The organism is Klebsiella sp. GW_Kp182 (genome assembly GCF_040062275.1).
Taxonomy (GTDB): Bacteria; Pseudomonadota; Gammaproteobacteria; order Enterobacterales; family Enterobacteriaceae; genus Klebsiella; species Klebsiella michiganensis.
The window spans coordinates 182,821-206,576 of sequence record NZ_JBEAFQ010000007.1; the positions used below are offsets into that span (position 1 = coordinate 182,821).

Here is a 23,756-nt window from a genome sequence, read left to right on the forward strand (position 1 = left end):
TTACCTCTCTGTGTTATTCCCGGATCAATCAATTGAGCTTGTCATCAGTTCTTTTGCCGAACGCAGTCGGATAGAAACAATCCACGCCGCCAGCAACGTGAATACGCCGGCAAACAGGAAGCAGGCCGCATAGCCAAAGCGCTGCGCGACAACGCCGCCGACTACGCCGGCCAGAATGGCGATGGCGGCGTCAGTACATTGAAAGAGCGTAAAATCGACACCGGCCTGCAAAGGCGAAGAAAGCGCCATCAGCGTGGCGTAAAGACAGACCAACGCGCAGGCCAGCGAAACAGATTGAACAACGATCAACCCCTGGAGAATCGGCAGCAGTAGAGGACCCGGCGCTATCAGCAGCGTCATCACTACCGCCAGCAGCGCGATGCCCTGCACGCCATAAGCCGCAAACAGCGCTCTGCCGGGTGAGAGGCATTTCATCAGCAATCCACCCGCCAGCGTTCCGGCTATGCCCGCCGCAATATTACCGCCGCTGAACAGCGCGCCGAGCGCTGACATGCTCAGACCATGATCCAACAGCAGCGGCGCCAGAAGAGGCAGCACAAACCGCATGCCGGAATTCAGCATCAATACCAGCATTAAGCCCAGACGAGCCTGTCGCCTTCTAAGCGCATAACCCAATGCCGGAACATGCGGAACAGATGCTGCGCGCGTTGGTTCGGCAATGCGCCACAGGGGTACGGATAAGACCAGGATCAGCGCCGCCATCATCAGCATGGCCGCAGGCCAGCCGACGGTCGCCGACAACATCAGAAACACCCCGCCGCCGCACATCATTCCCAGATAGCTGCCGCCGACCTGCACGCTGTTTCCCCAACCGTACCCTGCGCGGGTCAGCTGATCGACGCAAAAACCGTCGCTGGCGATATCAATAGTGGAGGCGACTGTACCCGCCACCATAAACAGCGCAAATAGCGCGACGACTAGCGTTTCGGGCAATCCGCCTTCTCGCCCTGTCCCGCCAATCGCGGCGGCAATAGCCAGGATCGCCGCGAGCGCAGCCTGCCCGCGCAGGATCAGCATGCGGGAACGGCGCTGCGGGCTGCCAGGAGGTAGCCGCCAGCGCTCGACCCACGGCGCCCAAATAAACTTCAGCGCCCAGGGCAGCATAAACAGCGTTGTCGCCCCGGCAAGCGCAAGCGATCCCCCAGCAGCGCGCACCAGCGCGGGCAAGGACTGCATCGAGAGCGCCGATACCAGACTCTGTGTCACATAGATGCCGGCAATGGCGAAAATCACCCGCCCGGTGGTTAACGTCAGCGGTTTCACATTCGACGGAACGTCACTCATGCGCCACCTCCTCTGACGTGGAACCCCCTTCGGCGCGCCAGGCGCGGGCGGCCATTTGCGCGTGCCACAGCGCCTGGTAACGCCCATGAAGAGAGAGCAGCTGCCCATGGGTGCCCTGTTCAACCACTTTTCCCTCCTCCATCACCAGGATGTTTCCGGCCCCGACGATGGTAGACAGGCGATGGGCGATAATAATCACCGTCCGGTTGTGAACCAGATTATCGATAGCTTTCTGTACCGCCAGCTCGCTATCGATATCCAGCGCGGCGGTCGGCTCATCAAGAATGACGATTGGCGCATCTTTCAATAAGGCCCTGGCAATGGAAATCCGCTGGCGCTCGCCGCCCGATAGCTGTCCGCCCATCTCGCCCATTGGCGTCAGCCAGCCTTGAGGAAGGCGGGTAATGAATTCAAGACACTGCGCCGCGCGGGCGGCCTCTTCCACTTCCTGCTGGGTCGCCTGCGGGCGCGCAATCAGGATGTTCGCCAGCAATGTGTCATCAAACAGCCAGACATCCTGGAAAACGACGGAAATCAGGCTGTTGAGCTGCTCCGCCGTCAGGCGACGAATATCGACGCCGCCGATAGAAATCCGCCCTTGCTGCGGATCGGCATAGCGCATTAACAGTTTGCTGACCGTGGTTTTACCTGCGCCGGAAGCGCCCACCAGCGCGCTCATACTGGCCGCCGGAAAGGTTAAAGAGAGGTCATTGAGCGCGGGAGCGCCGCTGTCGTCATAGCGGTAATGAATATTGTCAAAGCGGATATCATAACGTTCCGGCATCTCCCCGCGTTCGGCAACGGGAAGCGGCGCGATCGCCATAAATTGCTCAATACGCTTTAAGGCGCTGGCAATCAGTTCCACCACCGAGGTGTAGCTGATAAACATGGCCATCGGTTCAGCGAAACGCATAATCATCGCGGCGGCGGCAATCAGAAAGGCGAGGTTCAATGTGCCCGTGACCACCCAGATAATTCCGCACAACACCACCACCTGTAGTCCCAGCTCCACAACGCCGGCGATCAGCATCGTCGCGCCCGCGCTCTGGCGGTGAGTGCGGGTCTGTAAGTTTTCCAGAGCATTAAAATGATCCCGCAGCGCCCGGCTTTTATCGGCATCGCTACCGCAGGCACGCAATACCATCATCCCCTGCGCAAATTCAACAATATCCCCGCTCAGCCGCTGGTGCGCTTCGCCCAGGGTCTGCATTTGTCGCCGCATCGCCGGGCGGCGCCAGTAATAAAACGGCGCCAGCAAAGGGAAGATCAGCAGCATCACCAGCCCCAGCCGCCAGTCGATCCACAATGTCGCCAGCGACGCCGTCAGCGGCGTGACGATGGTCAGCAGTAAAATATTGGCTATCGCAATCACATAATTGAGGTTTTCATCCACGGAGCCCAGCAACAAGGCGTTCGTTTCGCCCGCTCTGCCGCGCTGGAGCCTCTCCAGCGGCACGCGGCGTAATTGTTCGCCCAGGCGCAGGCGCAGCTCATGGGTGGCCTGCGCCAGATGCCCGCGGTATTCAAAGCCCAGCCCATACCAGCGGAGCGCCAGCGTCACCAACGCCGCAATGCTGAAGGCCAAAGCCCAGTGAAGAAGCCGCGATGCTTCATTCCGTAGCAGCGCATCAACGATCGGATAGAGACAGGCGAAGGCGATCCCCTGCATCAATGCCGCCAGCAGCAGAGCAACCAGACTGCGCCGCAGCGTTCCCGCCTGACTGCCCACGCTGGAGATAAGCTGGCGCCAGATCGCGCGCCAGGCCAGATTATCCACCGGGTTAGTGTCTTTCATTTTGCACCGCCTCTTCCTGCGTTCCACCCGGCGCCCACTGCTGCGCCTGCTGATAGCGTTGCCATAGCCGTTGATACAGGCCACCCTGCGCCAACAGCTGCCCGTGGCTCCCGCTTTCCCGGAGCTGACCGTCGGAAAACAGCAATATCACATCGGCCTGAGTCACCATGGAGAGACGATGCGCGACCATGATGACCGTCCGGCCGCGCATGGCCGCCGCGAGGGCTTTGATAAGCGCCGCTTCACCTTCCGGATCGGCAAACGCCGTCGCTTCATCAAGCACCAGAATGGAACGATCCTGCAAAAGCGCCCGGGCGATGGTGATGCGCTGCCGCTGCCCGCCGGAGAGAAATACCCCTCGTTCCCCGACCCGCGTGCTGTAACCCTCCGGCAACGCGCTTATAAACTCATGCGCCTGCGCCACTCTGGCCGCCGCTATCACCGATTCCAGCGGCGTATCCGGCGCGCCCAGACGGATGTTATTGGCGATCGTGTCGGCAAAAAGAAAGTTGTCCTGAAACACAAACGAGATTTGCTTCATCAGGGTCTCTATCCGCATATCGCGCAGATCCACGCCGCCAATACGAATATGGCCTTTGTCGGGATCGGCGTAACGCAGTAGCAGCCGCGCCACGGTGCTTTTCCCGGCGCCGCTTGGCCCTACCAGCGCCACAATTTGCCCGACAGGCACGTGAAAGCTCACCTCCTGCAACGCGGCGCCAGTCCGCGCTTGCGGATAATGAAAGCTTACCTGCTCAAAGGTGATACTCGCCTCTTCCGGCTGTCGATCGGCTCGCGGGCGCGAGAGTTCCGGCATCGCGAGAACCTGATAGATACGCTGAACGCTTAAACGCGTTTGCGCGACCAGGTTATTAAGCATCATCATCGGCATTACCGCTTCGGCCATTCCGCTGGCTATCAGTAAAACGGCTACCCAGGCGATAAAATCGAGACTGCCAGCGTGCAGCAGGCCGTATCCGCACCATATAAGAACGAATATGGTCGGCAGCGGGTTCAGAATTGAGAATGAAAAGCGCGCTGAAAATCCGGCCTGCCGATACCAGCTTTTGAGCACATCGACCCACTCTTCGAGGGCATGTTGATAGCGCAAAAAGCTGGTACTGCCGCTATCAAAGGTCCTCACCACCGGCATGGCCTGTACGAACTCAATCACCGCGGCGCTGACCCGTTCACGCGCCTGATGATAGCGCTGAGCCATGTTTTCCGAGCGCTGACGGGCGAGTACCAGCACCACCGAACCAAACGCCAGTACCCCCAGCGTCGCGATGGCGAGTCGCCAGTCCAGCCAGAATACGAGAACAACAGTCGCCAGCGGCATGATTATGGCGCGGGCATAGAGCGGCGTGCTGTCAGCAACAAAAATATGTAACGACTTCACATCATCCAGCATTACTTTCGCCACCGATCCGCTGCCCATTTGCTGTAACGCGCCCGGCGCAAGCTGTAGGGTCTTGCGGGCTAATCTGCTGCGCAGAATATTCTCCAGATGGAAAGCCGCATAATGAGAGGTATTGAACGCCTGCAGGCGCAGGATAAAGGTCGCTATCACGCAGCCGACTACGCCGCTCAGCGGCCAGACGGGGATGATGTCAGGCGCCCCGCGCAGATCGCGCAGGCACCATGCCAGAAAAAGCAGCGCCCCCAGGCTGGTGAAGGCCGCCAGCCCCGCCAGCGCCATAGCCAGGAGCACCTTCCGGCGAACCGGGGTAATCACCTGCCAAAGAGGAAATCGGGACAGCGATTCAGTGTTGGATGAGTGAGATGACATGGGAGTGGCTGATTTTCCTGATGAATTTTTATGGACGCCAAAAACACTATTTCAAGGTGGCGTTCCGGGAATTAATGTGAATAATAACCATTATCAATTACTCATCTACCCCATTCGGTTCTATTTATACCCGCATTGGTCTAAGCCACAGGGAGATAACCCGGTCATGACGGAGTCACCACAAACGCAATCTGCAATCTCTATTCACCAGCTAGTGGTTGGAAAACCCGCGAACGATGGCGCTATTCCTGCCCAGTGTGAGCTGCTGCGCTGCTCTTTGCAGGAAGGTATGGATATTTTGCTCTGGCGGGGCCACTTTGCTCAGCCCGAGACGTTGCAGCTGCACGACGACCTGGGCAGGATTAACTTCTCTTGCATTCTGGAAGGCACATCGCGCTTTGCGATCCAGGGGCTCAGCCGCCACACCGACTGGGAACTCGCGCGCGATCGTCATTACATTACCCATACGCCAGACTGCCGCGGCAGCGCCTCCTACTGCGGCCGGTTCGAGAGCATTACGCTCTCTTTCAGCCCTGAAGCCCTCGCGCTGTGGGTGCCGGATATTAGCTCGGTCATTAAAAATAAGATCGACTCCCACTGCTGTTGCCAGCAGCAGCGTTGTAATGCTGAAACCCACCTAACGGCTCAGGCCCTGCGTCACGCGCTGATGCGGATGCACGGCGGCTTCAGTCATGAACAAAAACCGTCGACGTTATGGCTACAGGGACAAAGTCTGGTGATGCTCAGCCTGGTGCTGGATGAACATCGCGAGGACGCCAGCTGTTCCTCCTGCCACTTCAATCCGATGGAACGCCAGAAACTGCTGCGGGCAAAGGATCTGCTGCTGGCCGATTTGACGCAGGCGCCGGGGGTCACCGAACTCGCCAGAGAGTCCGGTTTAAGCGTGCTTAAAATTAAGCGGGGATTTCGCGTTCTGTTCAACAACAGCGTCTATGGTCTTTTTCAGGCTGAACGCATGCAGGAGGCAAGAAGACGGCTGGCCAATGGCAATACTTCCGTTATGACGGTGGCGGCGGATCTAGGCTATGCCAACGCCAGCCATTTCTCCGCCGCATTTCAGAAGCAGTTTGGCGTCACCCCGTCGACCTTCAAACGTCTGATCTAACCAGGGCTTACCCCAGAAACTCCTCCGTTAACAAGGCCCGGATTCGCCATCCGGGCCTTGTTTTTTGCCGACCGTAAACCGAAACGGGCACAAATAAACCCGATTCGGGTAGCGCTCAATTGTTAATAATAATTATTCTCATATAAGCAATGCTTTTGGTATGACGTGCCATCAGGAGGAAGAATGATTTCTGGCGCCCCCTCTCAGGATCCGCTGTTATCGGACAACGGCGAAGCGGCCGATTATCAACAATTACGCGAACTGTTAATACAGGAACTGAATGTAGCGCCGCAGCAGTTACAGGAAGAGAGCAATCTGATCCAGGCGGGCCTGGACTCCATAAGATTAATGAGATGGTTACACTGGTTTCGTAAAAAGGGCTACCGCCTCACCCTTCGCGAGCTGTATGCCGCCCCCACGTTGGCAGCATGGCGCCAGCTGATGCGCAGCCGTTCGGGTGAAAAACCGGATGATGCAAGCTCCCCGGCGGACGCGGCGTGGCCAGTCATGAGCGAGGGTACCCCCTTCCCGCTGACGCCGGTACAGCATGCCTATCTGACGGGCCGAATGCCCGGACAGACGCTGGGCGGCGTCGGTTGCCATCTGTATCAGGAGTTTGCCGGCCATGATCTGACGGCGCCAAAGCTGGAGCAGGCCATCACGATCTTACTGCAACGCCACCCGATGCTGCATATCGCCTTTCGCGCCGACGGGCAGCAGGTCTGGCTACCGCAGCCATACTGGAACGGCGTCACCGTTCATGATTTACGCCAGACCGACGAGGCAAGCCGCCAGGCCTATCTGGAAACATTGCGCCAGCGCCTGAGCCACCGTCTTTTACGCGTGGAAATGGGCGAAACCTTTGATTTCCAGTTGACGCTCTTGCCGGACAATCGCCACCGCCTCCATGTCAATATCGACCTGCTGATTATGGATGCTTCCAGCTTTACGCTGTTTTTCGATGAACTTAACGCCCTGCTGGCCGGAGAGTCGCTGCCGCCCGGCGACCCCCGCTATGATTTCCGCGCTTATCTGCTGCATCAGCAGAAGATCAATCAGCCGCTGCTCGACAAAGCGCGCGCGTACTGGCTGGCGAAAGCATCGATGCTGCCACCCGCGCCGGTTTTACCGCTAGCCTGCGAACCCGCCACGCTGCGTGAAGTCCGTAATACCCGACGCCGCATGATTGTCCCGACAACACGCTGGAACGCCTTTAGCCAACGGGCCGGTGAGAATGGCGTGACGCCGACAATGGCGCTGGCGACCTGTTTTGCTGCCGTTCTGGGGCGCTGGGGCGGCCTGACGCGGCTGCTGCTCAATATCACGTTATTTGACCGCCAGCCGCTGCACCCGGCGGTTGACGAAATGCTTGCCGACTTCACCAATATTCTTCTGCTGGATACCGCCTGCGATGGCGATACCGTCAGCAACCTGGCGCGTAAAAACCAGCTCACGTTTACTGAGGACTGGGATCATCGCCACTGGTCCGGCGTCGAGCTCCTTCGTGAACTCAAACGCCAGCAAAGCCATCCCCACGGCGCCCCGGTGGTATTTACCAGCAATCTGGGGCGCTCCCTGTACAGCAGCCGCGCCGAGTCGCCGCTGGGCGAACCGGAATGGGGCATCTCGCAGACGCCGCAGGTCTGGATAGATCATCTGGCGTTCGAGCATCGGGGCGAGGTCTGGCTACAATGGGATAGCAATGACGCGTTGTTCCCACCGGCGCTGGTCGAGACGTTGTTCAACGCCTACTGCCAGCTGATTAACCAACTCTGCGATGATGAAAGCGCCTGGAAGAAGTCGTTCGCGGACAGGATGCCCCAAAGCCAGCGGGAGATACGTCAACGGGTTAACGCAACCGACGCTCCCGTTCCTCAGGGCTTGCTGCATGAAGGCATTTTCCGCATCGCCCTCCGGCAACCGCAGGCGCTGGCGGTAACGGACGCGCATTATCAGTGGAATTATCGTGAGCTGACCGAGAATGCGCGCCGCTGCGCTGGCAGGTTAATCGCGTGCGGGGTTCAGCCCGGCGACAATGTCGCTATTACAATGTCGAAAGGCGCGGGACAGCTGGTTGCGGTCCTCGCCGTTCTGCTGTCCGGGGCGGTGTACGTTCCGGTTTCGCTCGACCAGCCCGCCGCGCGGCGCGGGAAAATCTACGCCGACGCCAACGTCCGGCTGGTGCTCACCTGCCAGCACGACGCCAGCGCCTGGTCAGACGATATTTCCCACCTGACCTGGCAGCAGGCCATCGAGGCGGAGCCGCTAGCCGACCAGGTGGCGCGCGCGCCGACGCAGCCGGCCTACATTATCTATACCTCCGGGTCGACCGGCACGCCGAAAGGCGTGGTCATTTCTCACCGTGCAGCGCTGAATACCTGCTGCGATATCAATACCCGTTACCAGGTGGGTCCCGGGGACAGAGTGCTGGCCCTCTCCGCCCTGCATTTTGATTTATCGGTTTACGACATTTTTGGCGTTCTGAGCGCAGGCGGCGCGCTGGTTATCGTTATGGAAAATCAACGGCGCGATCCCCGCGCATGGTGCGAATTGATCCAGCGTCATCAGGTTACGCTCTGGAACAGCGTCCCGGCGCTGTTCGATATGCTGTTGACCTGGTGTGAAGGTTTCGCCGACGCCGCGCCGGAGAAACTGCGGGCGGTCATGCTTTCCGGCGACTGGATCGGCCTCGATCTTCCTGCCCGCTATCACGCCTTCCACCCCCAGGGACAGTTTATCGCCATGGGCGGCGCCACCGAGGCGTCTATCTGGTCTAACGCCTGTGAAATTAACCGGGTCCCTGACCACTGGCGCGCCATCCCTTATGGTTTTCCGCTGGCCAACCAACGTTACCGGGTGGTGGATGAACTGGGCCGGGACTGCCCGGACTGGGTACCGGGCGAATTGTGGATTGGCGGTATCGGGGTCGCGGAAGGCTACTTTAACGATCCTGTACGCAGCGAGCAGCAGTTTGTAACGCAATCGAACGCGCGCTGGTATCGCACCGGCGATCTCGGGTGCTACTGGCCAGACGGTACGTTAGAGTTCCTCGGTCGTCGCGATAAGCAGGTCAAAGTCGGGGGATATCGCATCGAGCTGGGTGAAATCGAAAGCGCGCTCAGCCAGCTGGCGGGAGTGAAACAGTCAACCGTTGTGGCGATCGGCGAAAAAGAAAAGACCCTGGCGGCCTGGGTTGTGCCTCAGGGTTCTGCTTTCTGTGTTACCCATCATCGGGACCCGGCGCTGCCCCAGGAGTGGCGCGGGCTTGCCGGAACGCTGCCCTGCTGTGTCTGCCCCCCGGAAATCTCCGCAGGCCAGGTCGCTGATTTTCTTCAGCATCGCCTGTTAAAACTGAAACCGGGTCAAACTCCTGGCGCCGATCCTCTTCCCCTGATGAATGCTCTCGCTATCCAGCCTCGCTGGCGGGCCGTGGTGGAACGCTGGTTAGCCTTTCTCGTGACCCAACAGCGGCTGCAGCCCGCCGCTGAGGGTTATCAGGTTTGTGCGGGGGAAGCGCCGGACAATGACCCTCCTTCTTTCAGCGGGCATGACCTCACCTTAACGCAAATCCTTCGCGGCGTTCGCCACGAACTGTCATTACTGAACGATGCGCGGTGGTCGCCGGAAAGTCTGGCTTTCGACCATCCGGCCAGCGCCCTGTATATCGAGGAACTGGCGACAATCTGTCAACAGCTTTCCCGGCGTTTACAGCGCCCGGTACGCCTGCTAGAGGTGGGTGTCCGCACCGCCCGCGCCGCAGAGTGCCTGCTAACCCGGCTCAGCGCTGACGAGATTGAGTATGTCGGGCTTGAGCACAGCCAGGAGCTGCTGCTGAGCGCCCGACAGCGGCTTGCACCGTGGTCTGACGCCCGTCTGGCCCTCTGGAGTGCAGACACGCTGGCGGCGCATGCTCATTCGGCGGACATTATCTGGCTGAATAACGCCCTGCATCGTCTGCTGCCGGAAGAGCCCGGGCTCCTCGCGGCATTACAGCAGCTGGCCGTTCCAGGCGCGCTGCTCTATGTGTTGGAGTTTCGTCAGTTAACGCCCTCCGCCCTGCTCAGCACGCTTCTGTTAACCGATGGTCAGCCCGAAGCCTTACTTCACAATAGCGCTGACTGGGGGGCGATATTTACCGCCGCCGCTTTCAACTGCCAGCACGGCGATGAAGTCGAGGGATTGCAGCGCTTCCTCGTACAATGCCCCGTTAGCCAGGTACACCGCGATCCTCGTCAGCTGCAGTCCGCTCTCGCCGAACGTCTGCCGGGGTGGATGGTACCGAAACGGATCTTCTTACTTGACGCCTTACCGCTGACGGCGAACGGCAAAATTGACTATCAGACGCTAAAGCGCTGTCATACCCCGGAAGCTGAAAACCGGACTGAAGCGGATTTACCCCTGGGCGATATTGAGAAGCAGGTTGCCGTCATCTGGCAGCCGCTCTTGTCGATGGGCGCCGTCAGCAGAGAAACCGACTTCTTCCAGCATGGCGGTGATAGCCTGCTAGCCACCAGGCTGATCGGACAGCTCCACCAGGCGGGTTATGAAGCACGATTAAGCGACCTGTTTAATCACCCCCGGCTGGCTGATTTTGCCGCCACGCTGCGTAAAACCGACCTCCCTGTTGAACAACCCTTTGTCCACTCCCCTGAAGAACGCTACCGGCCTTTCGCGCTGACTGATGTGCAGCAGGCTTACCTGGTCGGGCGTCAGCCGGGCTTTGCCCTTGGCGGCGTAGGCTCACACTTCTTTGTTGAATTTGAAATTGCCGATCTGGATATTCACCGGCTGGAGAAGGTCTGGAACCGGTTAATCGCCCGCCACGATATGCTGCGCGCCGTGGTGCGGGATGGACAACAGCGGGTTCTCGAACAGACTCCCCCGTGGGTGATACCCGCGCACATCCTGCACAGCCCCGAAGAGGCGCTGCAGGTACGCGACAGACTGGCGCATCAGGTTCTCAACCCTGAAGTCTGGCCGGTATTCGATCTCCAGGTCGGGTTCGTCGACGGGATGCCCGCCCGCCTGTGGCTGTGTCTGGATAACCTGTTGCTTGACGGGTTGAGCATGCAGATCCTGTTGTCGGAACTGGAACACGGCTATCGCTATCCGCAGCAGCTGCCGCCGCCGCTTCCTGTTACCTTCAGGGATTATCTGCAGCAACCCGCGCTGCGGACGCCCAATCCCGACTCTCTGGCATGGTGGCAAACGCAGCTTGATGATATTCCTCCGGCGCCTGCGTTACCGCTACGCTGCTTGCCTCAGGACGTTGAGACGCCGCGCTTCGCACGGCTCAATGGGGCAATGGACAGCGCGCGCTGGCGTCGCCTGAAACAGCGGGCGGCTGACGCTCATCTCACCCCGTCGGCCGTACTGTTATCCGTGTGGTCAACGGTTCTTGCTGCATGGAGCGCAAAGCCCGATTTCACGCTTAACCTTACGCTTTTCGACAGACGACCGCTGCACCCGCAAATCAACCAGATCCTGGGCGACTTTACTTCGCTGATGCTGCTGAGCTGGCATCCCGGCGAGAGCTGGCTGCAAAGCGCGCGGTTATTACAGCAGCGACTAAGCGAGAGCCTCAACCACCGCGATGTGTCGGCAATACGCGTGATGCGGCAACTGGCGCGGCGGCAAAACGTACCGGCTGTCCCAATGCCCGTCGTCTTTACCAGCGCGCTGGGCTTTGAGCAGGATAACTTCCTTGCCCGGCGCAATCTGCTCAAACCGGTGTGGGGTATATCCCAGACGCCGCAGGTCTGGCTCGATCACCAGGTTTATGAATCCGAAGGGGAACTGCGCTTTAACTGGGATTTTGTCGCCGCCCTGTTTCCTGACGGGCAGGTGGAGCGCCAGTTTGCACAGTATAGCGCGTTGCTTAACCGAATGGCGGAGGATGACTGCAGCTGGCAACTGCCGCTCGCCGACCTGGCCCCCCCGCTTAAGATCACGGAGCAACGCGCCCGCCGGCTACGCCCTGAGCGCGCTCAACCGCGGATCGCGGCGAACGAGAGCAGCGTCAGCCTGATTTGCGACGCCTTTCGCGAGGTGGTTGGCGAGCCTGTCGCACCCGCAGAGAACTTTTTTGAGGCGGGCGCCACGTCGCTGAATCTGGTGCAGCTGCACGTCTTGTTACAACGTCACGAATTCGCCGCCCTGACGCTGCTTGACCTGTTCACTCACCCTTCTCCTGTCGCGCTGGCCAATTATCTCGCCGGCGTAGCCCTGGAGGAGAAAACCAAACGCGTGCGGCCGGTTCGCCGGCGTCAGCGGCGCATTTGACGCGAAACAAACTGACTTTTCCCGGACGCCATCGCCAACGCATGGCGCGCCACTGACTTTGTCAATTTAGGAAACGGGACCGATTATGGATAACTTGCGCTTCTCTTCTGCGCCAACAGCAGATTCCATTGATGCATCGATCGCTCAACGCTACCCGGACTGCGAACCTGTCGCAGTCATCGGCTACGCCTGCCATTTTCCTGAAGCGCCGGATGGCGAAACCTTCTGGCGAAATCTGCTGGAAGGCCGCGAATGCAGCCGACGCTTTACGCGCGAAGCGCTTCTGGCCGCCGGGCTGGATACCGCCATTATTGACGATCCTTGTTACGTCAATATTGGAACGGTTTTAGACAACGCTGACTGCTTCGATGCCACCCTGTTTGGCTATTCGCGGCAGGAAGCGGAGTCGATAGACCCCCAGCAGCGCCTGTTTTTACAGGCGGTCTGGCATGCGCTGGAGCATGCAGGTTACGCCCCGGGCGCCGTCCCCCATAAGACCGGCGTTTTCGCCTCTTCGCGGATGAGCACCTATCCCGGCCGCGAAGCCCTGAACGTGACAGAGGTCGCACAGGTCAAAGGCCTGCAGTCTCTGATGGGCAATGACAAGGACTATATAGCCACCCGCGCGGCCTACAAACTCAATCTGCACGGCCCGGCGTTATCGGTACAGACCGCCTGCTCCAGTTCGCTGGTTGCGGTCCATCTGGCCTGCGAAAGCCTGCGCGCAGGCGAATCCGATATGGAGGTAGCCGGCGGAGTGGCGCTTTCCTTCCCCCAACAGGCGGGTTACCGCTACCAGCCCGGGATGATTTTCTCTCCCGACGGCCACTGTCGCCCTTTTGACGCCTCGGCAGAGGGCACCTGGGCCGGCAACGGTCTCGGCTGCGTGGTGCTGCGTCGCCTGAAGGACGCGCTGCTGTCAGGCGATCCGATTATCGCGGTGATCCTCTCCAGCGCGGTCAACAACGACGGAAACAGAAAAGTGGGTTATACCGCGCCGTCGGTGGCAGGACAGCAAGCGGTCATCGAAGAGGCGTTAATGCTGGCGGCCATCGACGACAGGCAGATCGGCTACATTGAAACCCACGGTACCGGCACGCCGCTGGGAGACGCGATTGAAATAGAAGCCCTGCGCAACGTCTACGCTCCCCGCCCGCCGCAACAGCGCTGCGCGCTGGGTTCCGTGAAGAGCAACGTTGGTCACCTGGATACCGCGGCGGGCATTGCCGGACTGCTGAAAACCGTTCTGGCGGTCAGTCGCGGAAAAATTCCGCCAATGCTGAATTTTCACACGCCAAACCCGGCGCTTAAGCTCGAGGAAAGCCCCTTTACCGTGCCGGTGACGGCGCAGGAGTGGCAGGACGAAGTGCGCTACGCGGGCGTCTCCTCCTTCGGTATTGGCGGCACCAACTGCCATATGATCGTCGCTTCGCTGCCCGACGAACTCAACATAAGCTACCCCGCCGCGGATGACGGCAGCAAGAGTTCCGCGCTGTTGCTCAGCGCCGCCAGCGACACCGCGTTGCGGCAGCTGGCAGCGGACTATGCCGCGGCGCTGAGGGAAAACGCGGATGCCAACAATCTGGCCTTCACGGCGTTACGCGCGCGCCGTCTCGATCTTCCCTTCCGCCTGGCGGCGCCATTAAATCATGACACCGCCGCCGCGCTCAGCGCCTGGGCTGGCGCGAAATCGACTTCGCCGGTCTATAGCGGCCACGGCGCCAGCGGCAAACAGGTGTGGCTGTTTACCGGGCAGGGTTCGCACTGGCGCACTATGGGCCAGTCTCTGTACCAGCACTCAACGGCGTTTGCCGATACGCTGGAGCGCTGTTTTGCCGCCTGTCGCGACATGCTCACGCCTTCGCTACGGGAAGCGATGTTTAATCCCGATTCAGCGCAGCTTGACAATATGGCCTGGGCCCAGCCGGCGATTGTCGCGTTCGAAATCGCGATGGCGGCCCACTGGCGCGCTGAAGGACTGAAGGCCGACTTCGCCATGGGTCACTCCGTCGGCGAATTTGCCGCTGCCGTTGTCTGCGGACACTATACCATTGAGCAGGTCATGCCGCTGGTATGTCGGCGCGGCGCGCTGATGCAGCTGTGCGCAAGCGGCGCGATGGTGGCGGTATTTGCGCAAGAAGAGGCGCTGATGCCGTTGGCCCGTCAGTTCGAGCTGGATCTCGCCGCCAACAATGGCACCCGGCATACGGTCTTTTCCGGGCCGGAAGCCCGTATCGCGGAGTTTTGCGCCGCGCTTTCGCAACACGAGATCGACTATCGTCGCCTGAGCGTAACCGGCGCGGCGCACTCCGCTTTACTTGAACCAATACTCGATCGCTTCCAGGAGGCCTGCGCGGGTCTGCTCGCCGAGCCGGGACAAATACCGCTGATTTCCACGCTTACCGCCGAACTCATTGACGAGGCGACGCTCAACCAGGCGGATTACTGGCGCCGCCATATGCGCCAGCCGGTACGTTTTATTCAGAGTATTCAGGCGGCGCGCAAGCTCGGTGCCCGCGTTTTTGTTGAAATGGGGCCCGACGCCCAGCTGATTGCCTCCGGACAGCGCGAATACCGCGATGACGCTTACTGGATAGCCAGCGCCCGGCGTAAACAGGAGGCGAGCGCTGTCCTGAATCAGGCGCTTCTCCAGCTATACGCGGCCGGCGTCACCTTACCGTGGGCCGATCTTCTGGCAGGCGATGGGCAACGTATCTCCGCGCCATGCTATCCGTTTGCGACCGAGCGTTACTGGAAAGAACGCGCCACCTCCGCCTGCGAGCCTGCCGATGCTGTGCTTGCCGCTGGATTAGAGGTGGCCAACAGCGCCGCGACAGCGCTCGAACTCCCCCGTCTGGAGGCGCTTAAACAGTGCGCCACGCGACTGCACGCCATCTATGTCGATCGGCTGGTACAACGCTGTACGGGCGATGCGATAGATAACGGCGTGGACGCCATCACCATTATGCGCCATGGACGACTGATGCCCCGCTACCAGCAGCTGCTTCAGCGCCTGCTAAATAACTGCGTGGTCGACGGCGACTACCGCTGTGCTGAGGGGCGCTACTACCGCGCCCGCCCCATTGAACATCAGCAGCGGGAAATTCTGCTGACGGAACTCGCCGATTATTGTGAAGGTTATCAGGCTATCCCCGATACCATCGCCCGTGCCGGCGATCGGTTATACGACATGATGAGCGGCGCGGAAGAGCCGGTGGCGATTATCTTCCCGCAAGGCGCTTCCGACGGCGTAGAGGTGCTATATCAGGAATTCAGCTTTGGCCGCTATTTCAACCAGATTGCCGCCGGGGTACTACGGGGTATCGTCCAGGCGCGTCAGCCCCATCAGCCGCTGCGCATTCTTGAAGTCGGCGGCGGAACCGGCGGCACCACCGCATGGCTGCTGCCTGAACTCAAAGACGTACCGGCGCTGGAGTACCACTTCACCGATATCTCCGCACTGTTCACCCGCCGCGCGCAGCAGAAATTCGCCGACTATGACTTTGTGCATTACGACGAGCTGGATCTCGAACAAGAGGCGCAGTCTCAGGGCTTTGCGGCGCAGTCTTACGATCTTATCGTCGCGGCTAACGTGATCCATGCCACGCGCCATATCGGTCGAACCCTCGATAATCTGCGTCCCTTGCTCAAGCCGGGTGGGCGCCTGCTGATGCGCGAAATCACCCAGCCAATGCGTCTGTTTGATTTCGTTTTCGGCCCGCTGGTCCTCCCGCTACAGGATATCGACGCCCGCGAAGGCGAGCTCTTCCTCACCCCCCATCAGTGGCAGCAGCAGTGCCGCCGCGCCGGATTCTGCAAAATAGCGTGGCTACCGCAGGACGACAGCCCGACCGCCGGTATGAGCGAACATATCATTCTCGCCACCCTGCCCGGCCAGGAGATGTCCACGTCATCAGAATCCGCGCTGGAACAGACGTTGCCGGATAACCCTGATTATCTCGCCGACTGGTCCGATTGCGCAGGTCAGCCGGAACGGTTTACCGCCCGCTGGCAGGAGGCCTGGCGGCGCCTCTCCGCGCGGCACGGCGACGATTCCCCCGTGAAACCGCCCCTCGTTACCGCCCCGCAATGGCTGGGGGAGGTGCGCTTAAGCTGGCGAAACGCAGCCTTTTCCCGCGGCGAGATGCGCGTGGAAGCCCGTCATCCAGACGGCAAGTGGCTGCCGCTGGCGCCCGACGCGCCTCTTCCTGCGCCGCAGACGCATTATCATTGGCGCTGGAGGCCCCTTTGCATCGACAGTAATAGCCGCCCGCTGGTATTCCGTCTCAGCGCCGGTACCCTTGCCTACGAAGAGGCGCTGGCGCAATACGGCATTCTTCACGATCCGCAGGCCCCTTCTGTCCTGATGATTGTCGACGAGAGCGAGGAGACGCTGGCGTTAGCGACGCAGGTGAAAGAGGCGCTCACCGCCAGCCCAGGCGGCTTGATTGTCGTCACCCGCCGCGCGTGGCGAATCGAGGAAAACGAGGCGCTATCAGCGGCCCATCACGCGCTGTGGGCTATGCTTCGCGTCGCGGCCAACGAACAGCCGGAACGGTTAATCGCCGCTATCGATATGGCTGAAAACGCCTCGTGGGAAACGCTGCGTCAAGGATTAAGCGCTGTTTCATTGTCACAACGCTGGCTTGCAGCCCGGGATAACGGCTTCTGGCTCCCTTCGCTGGCGCCCAATGCGGGATGCGCCGCCGAATTACCGGCGAAGGTGTTTGCCGGCGATAACCGCTGGCATCTGGTGACCGGGGCGTTTGGCGGACTGGGCCGCCTTGCCGTGAACTGGCTCAGAGAAAAAGGGGCGCGCCGCATCGCGCTACTGGCGCCGCGCGTGGATGCGTCATGGCCAGGCGACACAGCGGACGTGGAGATTCGCGTCTGCCGTTGTGATGTGGGTGATGCCGGAGAGCTGGCCCGTGTTCTTGATGAACTGGTGACCAGCGGCGGCATTGCCGGAGCGATTCATACCGCTGGCGTATTGGCTGATGGGCCCTTGCAGGAACTCGATGACCACCAGCTGGCCGCCGTTTTCGCGGTCAAAGCGCAGGCGGCAAGCCAGCTATTACAAACGCTGGGCAACCACGACGCCCGTTATCTGATTCTCTATTCGTCCGCTGCCGCCGCCCTCGGCGCGCCAGGCCAGAGCGCCCATGCGCTGGCCTGCGGTTATCTTGACGGGCTCGCCCAGCAGTTCTCCTCCCTTGATACGCCGAAAGTGCTCTCCATCGCCTGGGGCGCATGGGGAGAAAGCGGCCGGGCGGCTACGACAGAGATGCTGACGACCCTTGCCGATCGTGGCATGGGCGCGTTAAGCGATGCCGAGGGGCGCTGGCACCTTGAACAAGCGGTGATGCGCGGCGCCGCCTGGCGACTGGCCATGCGCGTTTTCACCGACAAAATGCCCCCGCTGCAGCAGGCTCTGTTTAACGCCGCAGCAACAGAACACGCCGCGATTCCGGCCGCGACTCCCGCTGATAACCATGCTTTTCACGGTAGCATCAGCGATAAAGCGGCGGTGATGACATGGCTGAAAAATCGCATTGCGGTGCAGCTAAGACTGAACGATCCTGCTTCGCTGAACGCAGATCAGGATCTGTTACAGCTGGGAATGGACTCGCTGCTCTTTCTTGAACTCAGCAGCGATATTCAACATGACCTGGGTGTACGCATCAACGCGGAACGGGCGTGGCAGGATCTCTCGCCGCACGGGCTCACACAGCTTATCTGTTCTCAGGCAGAGACGGCGCCTGCCGTATCGCCGCCGGAAGCGTTGCAGCACGATGCCGCTGAGCGTTACGCGCCCTTCCCGTTGACGCCGATTCAGCATGCCTACTGGTTGGGCAGAACCCATCTTATTGGCTATGGCGGCGTTGCCTGTCACGTGCTGTTTGAATGGGATAAACGCCACGATGAGTTCGATCTCGCCGTACTGGAGAAAGCATGGAACCAGCTCATTGCCCGCCACGATATGCTGCGGATGGTGGTGGATGCAGATGGACAACAGCGCGTTCTGGCGACAACCCCGACGTATCGTATCCCGCGCGACGATCTGCGCGCGCTTTCCCCGCAAGAGCAGTGCCAGGCGCTGGAAAAACGGCGCCATGAACTGAGCTATCGCGTTTTACCTGCCGACCAGTGGCCGCTCTTTGAGCTGGTGGTCAGCGAAATCGACGATTGCCGCTACCGCCTGCACATGAACCTCGATCTTCTGCAGTTCGATGTGCAGAGCTTTAAAGTCATGATGGACGATTTGGCCCAGGTATGGCGCGGAGAAACGCTGCCGCCGCTCGATATCACCTTCCGCGATTACGTGATGGCTGAACAGGCGCGCCGACAAACAACAGCATGGCACGATGCCTGGGATTACTGGCAGGAAAAACTGCCGCAACTGCCTTCAGCGCCGGAACTGCCGGTGGTGGAGACTCCGCCGGAAACCCCGCACTTCACCACGTTCACTTCGACGCTTGATAGACAAGAGTGGCAGGCGGCGAAACAACGCTGGCAGCAGCAGGGCCTCACCCCCTCCGCCGCGCTGCTCACGCTGTTTGCCGCCACCCTTGAGCGCTGGAGCCGTACCACGGCATTTACGCTGAACCTGACGTTCTTCAATCGCCAGCCGATCCACCCGCAAATCAATCAGTTGATCGGGGATTTTACCTCCGTCACGCTGGTTGATTTTAACTTCTCAACGCCGCTAACGCTGCAGGAGCAGATGCAACGGACCCAGCAGCGTCTCTGGCAAAACATGGCGCACAGCGAAGTGAACGGCGTTGAGGCGATCCGCGAGCTGGGGCGCCAGCGCGGATCCCAGCGTCAACCGCTGATGCCGGTGGTGTTCACCAGCATGCTGGGGATGACGCTGGAAGGAATGGCTATCGACCGGGCAATGAGTCATCTGTTCGGCGAACCCTGCTATGTCTTTACGCAAACGCCGCAGGTCTGGCTGGATCATCAGGTGATGGAGAGCGATGGCGCGTTGACGTTTAGCTGGTACTGCATGGATAACGTGCTGGAACCGGGCGCGGCTGAAGCGATGTTTAATGACTACTGCGCCATCCTGCAGGCCGCCATTGCCACCCCTGAAGGCCTGAAGACCATGGACAGCGGCATTGCCGAACACATTCCCCGCCGCCGCTGGCCGCTGAACGCGCAGACAGACTACGATCTGCGGGATATTGAGCAAGCGGCGCAGGAATACCCCGGCATCCAACAGGCCAGAGCGCAATTAAGCGAAAATGGCGCGTTAACCCTGGATATCGTTATGACCGAGGATCCACCGCCCTCAGCGCCGTTACATGATGAGCACGATCTCGCCTCACTGGCGCTGCCGTTGCCTGAACAGACGCAACTTGACGAGCTGGAAGCGACCTGGCGCTGGCTGGAGGCGCGTGCGCTGCAGGGGATTGCCGCAACGCTACATCGCCACCGTCTGTTCACCACCCCGGAGGTTGCCCACCCATTTGGCAAAATAGTACAGGCGCTGGGCGCGCAAGCGTCACACCGGCGCCTGCTACGCCAGTGGCTGCAGTGTCTGGCGGAAAGAGAATGGTTAGTGCGCGAGGGGGATAGCTGGCGCTGCCGCATTCCGCTCAGCGAAATTCCCGAACCTCACGAAGCTTGCCCGCAAACCCACTGGAGCCAGGCGCTGGCGCAGTATCTTGACGCCTGCATCGCCCGGCACGACGACCTCTTCTCCGGGCAGTGTTCGCCGCTGGAACTGCTGTTCAACGAGTCGTTGCGCGTAACCGACGCGCTGTATCGCGAAAACCCCGCCAGCGCTTGTCTGAATCGCTATACCGCGCAGATTGCCGCCCTTTGCGGCGCAGAACGGATCCTCGAGGTGGGCGCCGGAACCGCAGCCACCGCGGAACCGGTGCTGAAGGCCACGCGAAACACGCGGCTGTCATACCACTTCACGGATGTCTCCGCGCAGTTCCTCAACGACGCCCGAACCCGTTTCCACGATGAATCGCGGGTGTCTTACGCCTTATTCGATATCAACCAGCCGCTGGATTTTACCGCCCACCCCGAGGCGGGTTACGACCTGATTATTGCCGTCAACGTGCTTCACGACGCCAGCCATGTCGTACAGTCGTTGCGCCGATTAAAGCGGTTGCTGAAAGCCGGCGGACGTCTGCTGATCGTTGAAGCGACGGAACGAAACAGCGTATTCCAGCTGGCGAGCGTCGGCTTTATCGAAGGGTTAAGCGGATACCGCGATTTCCGCCGCCGGGATGAAAAACCTATGCTCACCCGTTCGGCATGGCAGGAAGTGCTTGTGCAGGCCGGTTTTGCCAACGAACTGGCCTGGCCGCCGCAGGAATCGTCGCCGCTGCGCCAGCATCTGCTGGTCGCACGTTCGCCTGGGGTGAATCGCCCGGATAAAGCAGCCGTGAGCCGCTATCTGCAGCAGCGTTTTGGCGCCACCCTGCCCGCGTTGCAGATCCGGCAGCGAGAAACGTTATTTACTCCGCTATCGGCCCCGCCTGACGCACAGATTGCGCCAGCTGAATCGACACCGAGCTCCGGGGGAGATCCGGCGCTGGAAAAACAGGTCGCTGAACTCTGGCAAACGCTGCTGTCTCGCCCCGTGTCCAGACATCACGACTTTTTCGCGCTGGGCGGCGACAGCCTGATGGCGACAAGGATGGTCGCGCAGCTGAACCGCAGAGGAATTGCCAGCGCCAGCCTTCAGGATCTGTTCACCCATTCAACGCTCAGCGACTTCTGCGCCCATCTGCAGGCCTGTTCGTCGGCAGAGGAGAATCCTGTGCCCATTTGCCAGGGCGGTGGCGGCGAAACGTTGTTTGTTTTCCATGCTTCAGACGGCGATATCAGCGCCTGGCTGCCGCTCGCCAGCGCGCTGAATATGCCCGTTTTCGGCCTGCAGGCAAAATCGCCGCAGCGTTTTGCCACGCTTGATCGGATGATCGATGAGTATGTCGCGAGTATCCGCCGCCAGCAGCCGCACGGCCCTTATGTTCTGGCGGGTTGGTCGTATGGCGCTTTTCTTGCGGCGGGCGCCGCGCAGCGCCTGGATGCCAAAGGCGAGCAGGTACGGCTGGCGTTAATCGATCCCGTGTGTCGACAGGATTTTCGTTGCGCAAACCGGACGGCCCTGCTGCGGCTGTTAGCCGAAGGAGATACGCCGCTGGCGCTGCCGGAACATTTCGATCGGCTGACGCCCGACCGCCAGCTTGCCTATTTTATCGACCTTGCCAAAACAGCGGGAATAATGGCGCAAAACCTGACGCTACAGGCGGCGGAAGCGTGGATCGACAACATCGCGCATCTGCTGCGCTTACTGACCGAGCATACGCCGGACGAAACCGTTCCGCTCCCCTGTCTCATCGTGCATGCCGCGATGAGACCCGCGCGCTGGACGCCAGCGGAAACCGAATGGCAAACCTGGATAGACCGCGCCGACAGCTATGCGATTAAAGCCAGCCATTGGCAAATCATGCTGGAGCCCCCCCACGTTCAGACCTGTGCGCAGCATATCAAGCGCTGGCTCGGCGCAACCTCAACGCAACCGGAGAACACGTTATGATGTCGTCCGCCGCCCCTAAGCTACGCGTACTGATTGTGGGCGCTAAATTTGGAGAAATGTACCTCAACGCCTTTATGCAGCCCCAGGAGGGGTTGGAACTGGTTGGTCTTCTGTCCCAGGGAAGCGCGCGATCGAGAGAGCTGGCCTATGCGTTTGGAATCCCGCTGTATACCTCGCCGGAACAGATCGCCGAGATGCCGGATATCGCCTGTATCGTCGTGCGCTCAACCGTCGCCGGCGGGAGCGGAACCCAGCTTGCCCGGCACTTTTTGACCCGCGGCGTGCACGTGATTCAGGAGCATCCCCTCCACCCGGATGACGTCCGTTCTTTACAAGCGCTGGCGCAGGAACGGGGCCGCTGCTATTGGGTCAACACGTTTTATCCGCACGCGCGTGCGGGTCGCGCCTGGCTCGGGGATGCGCAGCGGTTACGTCGCAGCCTGGATCAGGCGCCGTCGGTTGCTCACGCTACCACCAGCCGACAGTTGCTCTACTCCACGCTGGATTTGTTGTTGCTGGCGCTAGAGGTTGATGCCGCCAGCGTGGCGTGCGAAGTGGTCGGTAGCTTTAGCGACTTTCACTGTCTGAGACTTTTCTGGCCGGCGGGAGAAGCCTGTCTGCTACTTCAGCGCTATCTCGATCCTGACGATCCTGATATGCACAGCCTGATTATGCACCGTTTGCTGCTGGGCTGGCCGGAAGGTCATCTTTCGCTGGAGGCAAGCTACGGCCCCGTAGTCTGGTCATCCAGCCTGTTTGTCGCAGAACATCAGGCGAATGTTCGTAGTCTCTACCGCAGGCCGGAGATCCTGCGCGACCCGCCGGGTCAGACGCGCAGCGCGGCTCCCCTGAGCTGGCGTGATTGCTGTGAAACCGCCGGACCGGAGGGGGTCGGCAGGTTGCTACAGCAGCTGCGCTGCCATCTGGCGGGTGGAAATCTGCCGGCGGCCTGCCACTCCGCTCATCAGCTGGCGGTGTCGTACCTATGGCAGCAGATTTTACGCGCGACCGGCAATGCCGAGATCCGACACCTGAAGCCGCCACGTCACGACCGGTTAACGGCTTTCTACCGCCACGATGAGGAGTCCCGGTGATGCAATCTACCATGTGTATACCGTTATGGCCCGCCCGCAACGCCAGTACGGCGCATCTGGTGATGTGCCCCTTCGCGGGCGGCAGCAGTAGCGCGTTTCGCCGCTGGCGAGACCACCCCATGGCGGAGATCGTGCTTTCCCTGGTGACCTGGCCGGGGCGCGATCGCCTGCGCCATCTGGCGCCGCTCAGCAGCATTACGCAACTGGCGTCGCTGCTGGCGGACGAACTGGAAGAGAGCGTATCGCCTGACGCCCCGCTTTTACTTGCCGGGCACAGCATGGGCGCGCAGGTGGCGTTTGAAACCTGCCGGCTTCTGGAACAACGGGGGCTTCCCCCGCAAGGGCTGATTATTTCCGGCTGCCATGCCCCTCATCTGCATTCCCGGCGCAGGCTCAGCGACCGCGATGATGCCGACTTTATCGCTGAACTGATCGATATCGGCGGATGTTCGCCTGAACTACAGGAAAACAAGGAGCTACTGTCGCTATTTCTTCCTCTTCTGCGCGCTGATTTTTACGCTACTGAGCACTATCACTACGACTCGCTCGACGATTTTCCGCCGCTGCGCACGCCTGCGCTGCTCGTGTGCGGCAGCCGCGATCGTGAAGCCTCCTGGCCGGAGATGGAGGCCTGGCGTCCGTGGCTGAACCATATCGCAGGCGAGGTGGTGATTGACGGCGACCATTTTTATCTGCTGCAACAATCCAGGGCCTTTTTTACGCAGATTATTCACCATTTTCCCCACGTATTTTCTGCGACGACCGCTTTGCAAAATCGGTCCTGCACTTCAGAAAGGTGACGC

Annotated in this window: 8 protein-coding genes; 5 read left to right on the forward strand and 3 right to left on the reverse strand. The window is 60.4% G+C overall.

Translation table 11 applies throughout. From position 1 onward, the window contains the following. Positions 1 to 24: 24 nt before the first annotated feature. From ybtX to ybtP, 3 genes are read right to left on the reverse strand one after another with little or no spacing between them, the layout of a single operon-like run. Entirely contained in the window at positions 25 to 1,305 is a 1,281-nt protein-coding gene (ybtX, locus tag ABLU88_RS09340; protein WP_025106342.1) for a yersiniabactin-associated zinc MFS transporter YbtX, read from the reverse strand. Further along, positions 1,298 to 3,100 (reverse strand): yersiniabactin ABC transporter ATP-binding/permease protein YbtQ, encoded by a 1,803-nt coding sequence (gene ybtQ / locus ABLU88_RS09345; protein ID WP_348836382.1) that lies wholly within the window; start codon positions 3,098 to 3,100, stop codon positions 1,298 to 1,300. Before ybtQ ends, ybtX begins: the two co-directional genes overlap by 8 nt. Continuing rightward, positions 3,087 to 4,799 carry a yersiniabactin ABC transporter ATP-binding/permease protein YbtP gene (gene ybtP, locus ABLU88_RS09350; RefSeq protein ID WP_064378011.1) on the reverse strand — a complete coding sequence of 571 codons (1,713 nt, stop codon included), beginning with the start codon at positions 4,797 to 4,799 and terminating at the stop codon, positions 3,087 to 3,089. Before ybtP ends, ybtQ begins: the two co-directional genes overlap by 14 nt. Before the next feature lie 256 nt (positions 4,800 to 5,055). Between ybtP and ybtA the strand changes: the two genes are divergently transcribed. The 5 genes from ybtA (at position 5,056) to ABLU88_RS09375 (ending at position 23,753) form a co-directional block, all read left to right on the forward strand. Further along, entirely contained in the window at positions 5,056 to 6,015 is a 960-nt protein-coding gene (ybtA, locus tag ABLU88_RS09355; RefSeq protein ID WP_025106339.1) for a yersiniabactin transcriptional regulator YbtA, read from the forward strand. Positions 6,016 to 6,198: 183 nt separating this feature from the next. Further along, positions 6,199 to 12,297 (forward strand): amino acid adenylation domain-containing protein, encoded by a 6,099-nt coding sequence (locus ABLU88_RS09360; RefSeq protein WP_348836384.1) that lies wholly within the window; start codon positions 6,199 to 6,201, stop codon positions 12,295 to 12,297. A gap of 85 nt (positions 12,298 to 12,382) precedes the next feature. Beyond that, positions 12,383 to 21,859, forward strand: a complete 9,477-nt coding sequence (gene irp1 / locus ABLU88_RS09365; protein ID WP_348836385.1) for a yersiniabactin polyketide synthase HMWP1 — start codon at positions 12,383 to 12,385, stop codon at positions 21,857 to 21,859. Next, on the forward strand, positions 21,856 to 22,953 hold the full coding sequence (locus tag ABLU88_RS09370) for a Gfo/Idh/MocA family oxidoreductase (protein WP_025106336.1): 1,098 nt from the start codon (positions 21,856 to 21,858) through the stop codon (positions 22,951 to 22,953). The genes irp1 and ABLU88_RS09370 overlap by 4 nt, the downstream gene beginning before the upstream one ends. Further along, positions 22,950 to 23,753 (forward strand): alpha/beta fold hydrolase, encoded by an 804-nt coding sequence (locus ABLU88_RS09375; protein WP_348836387.1) that lies wholly within the window; start codon positions 22,950 to 22,952, stop codon positions 23,751 to 23,753. Before ABLU88_RS09370 ends, ABLU88_RS09375 begins: the two co-directional genes overlap by 4 nt. Positions 23,754 to 23,756 lie beyond the last annotated feature (3 nt).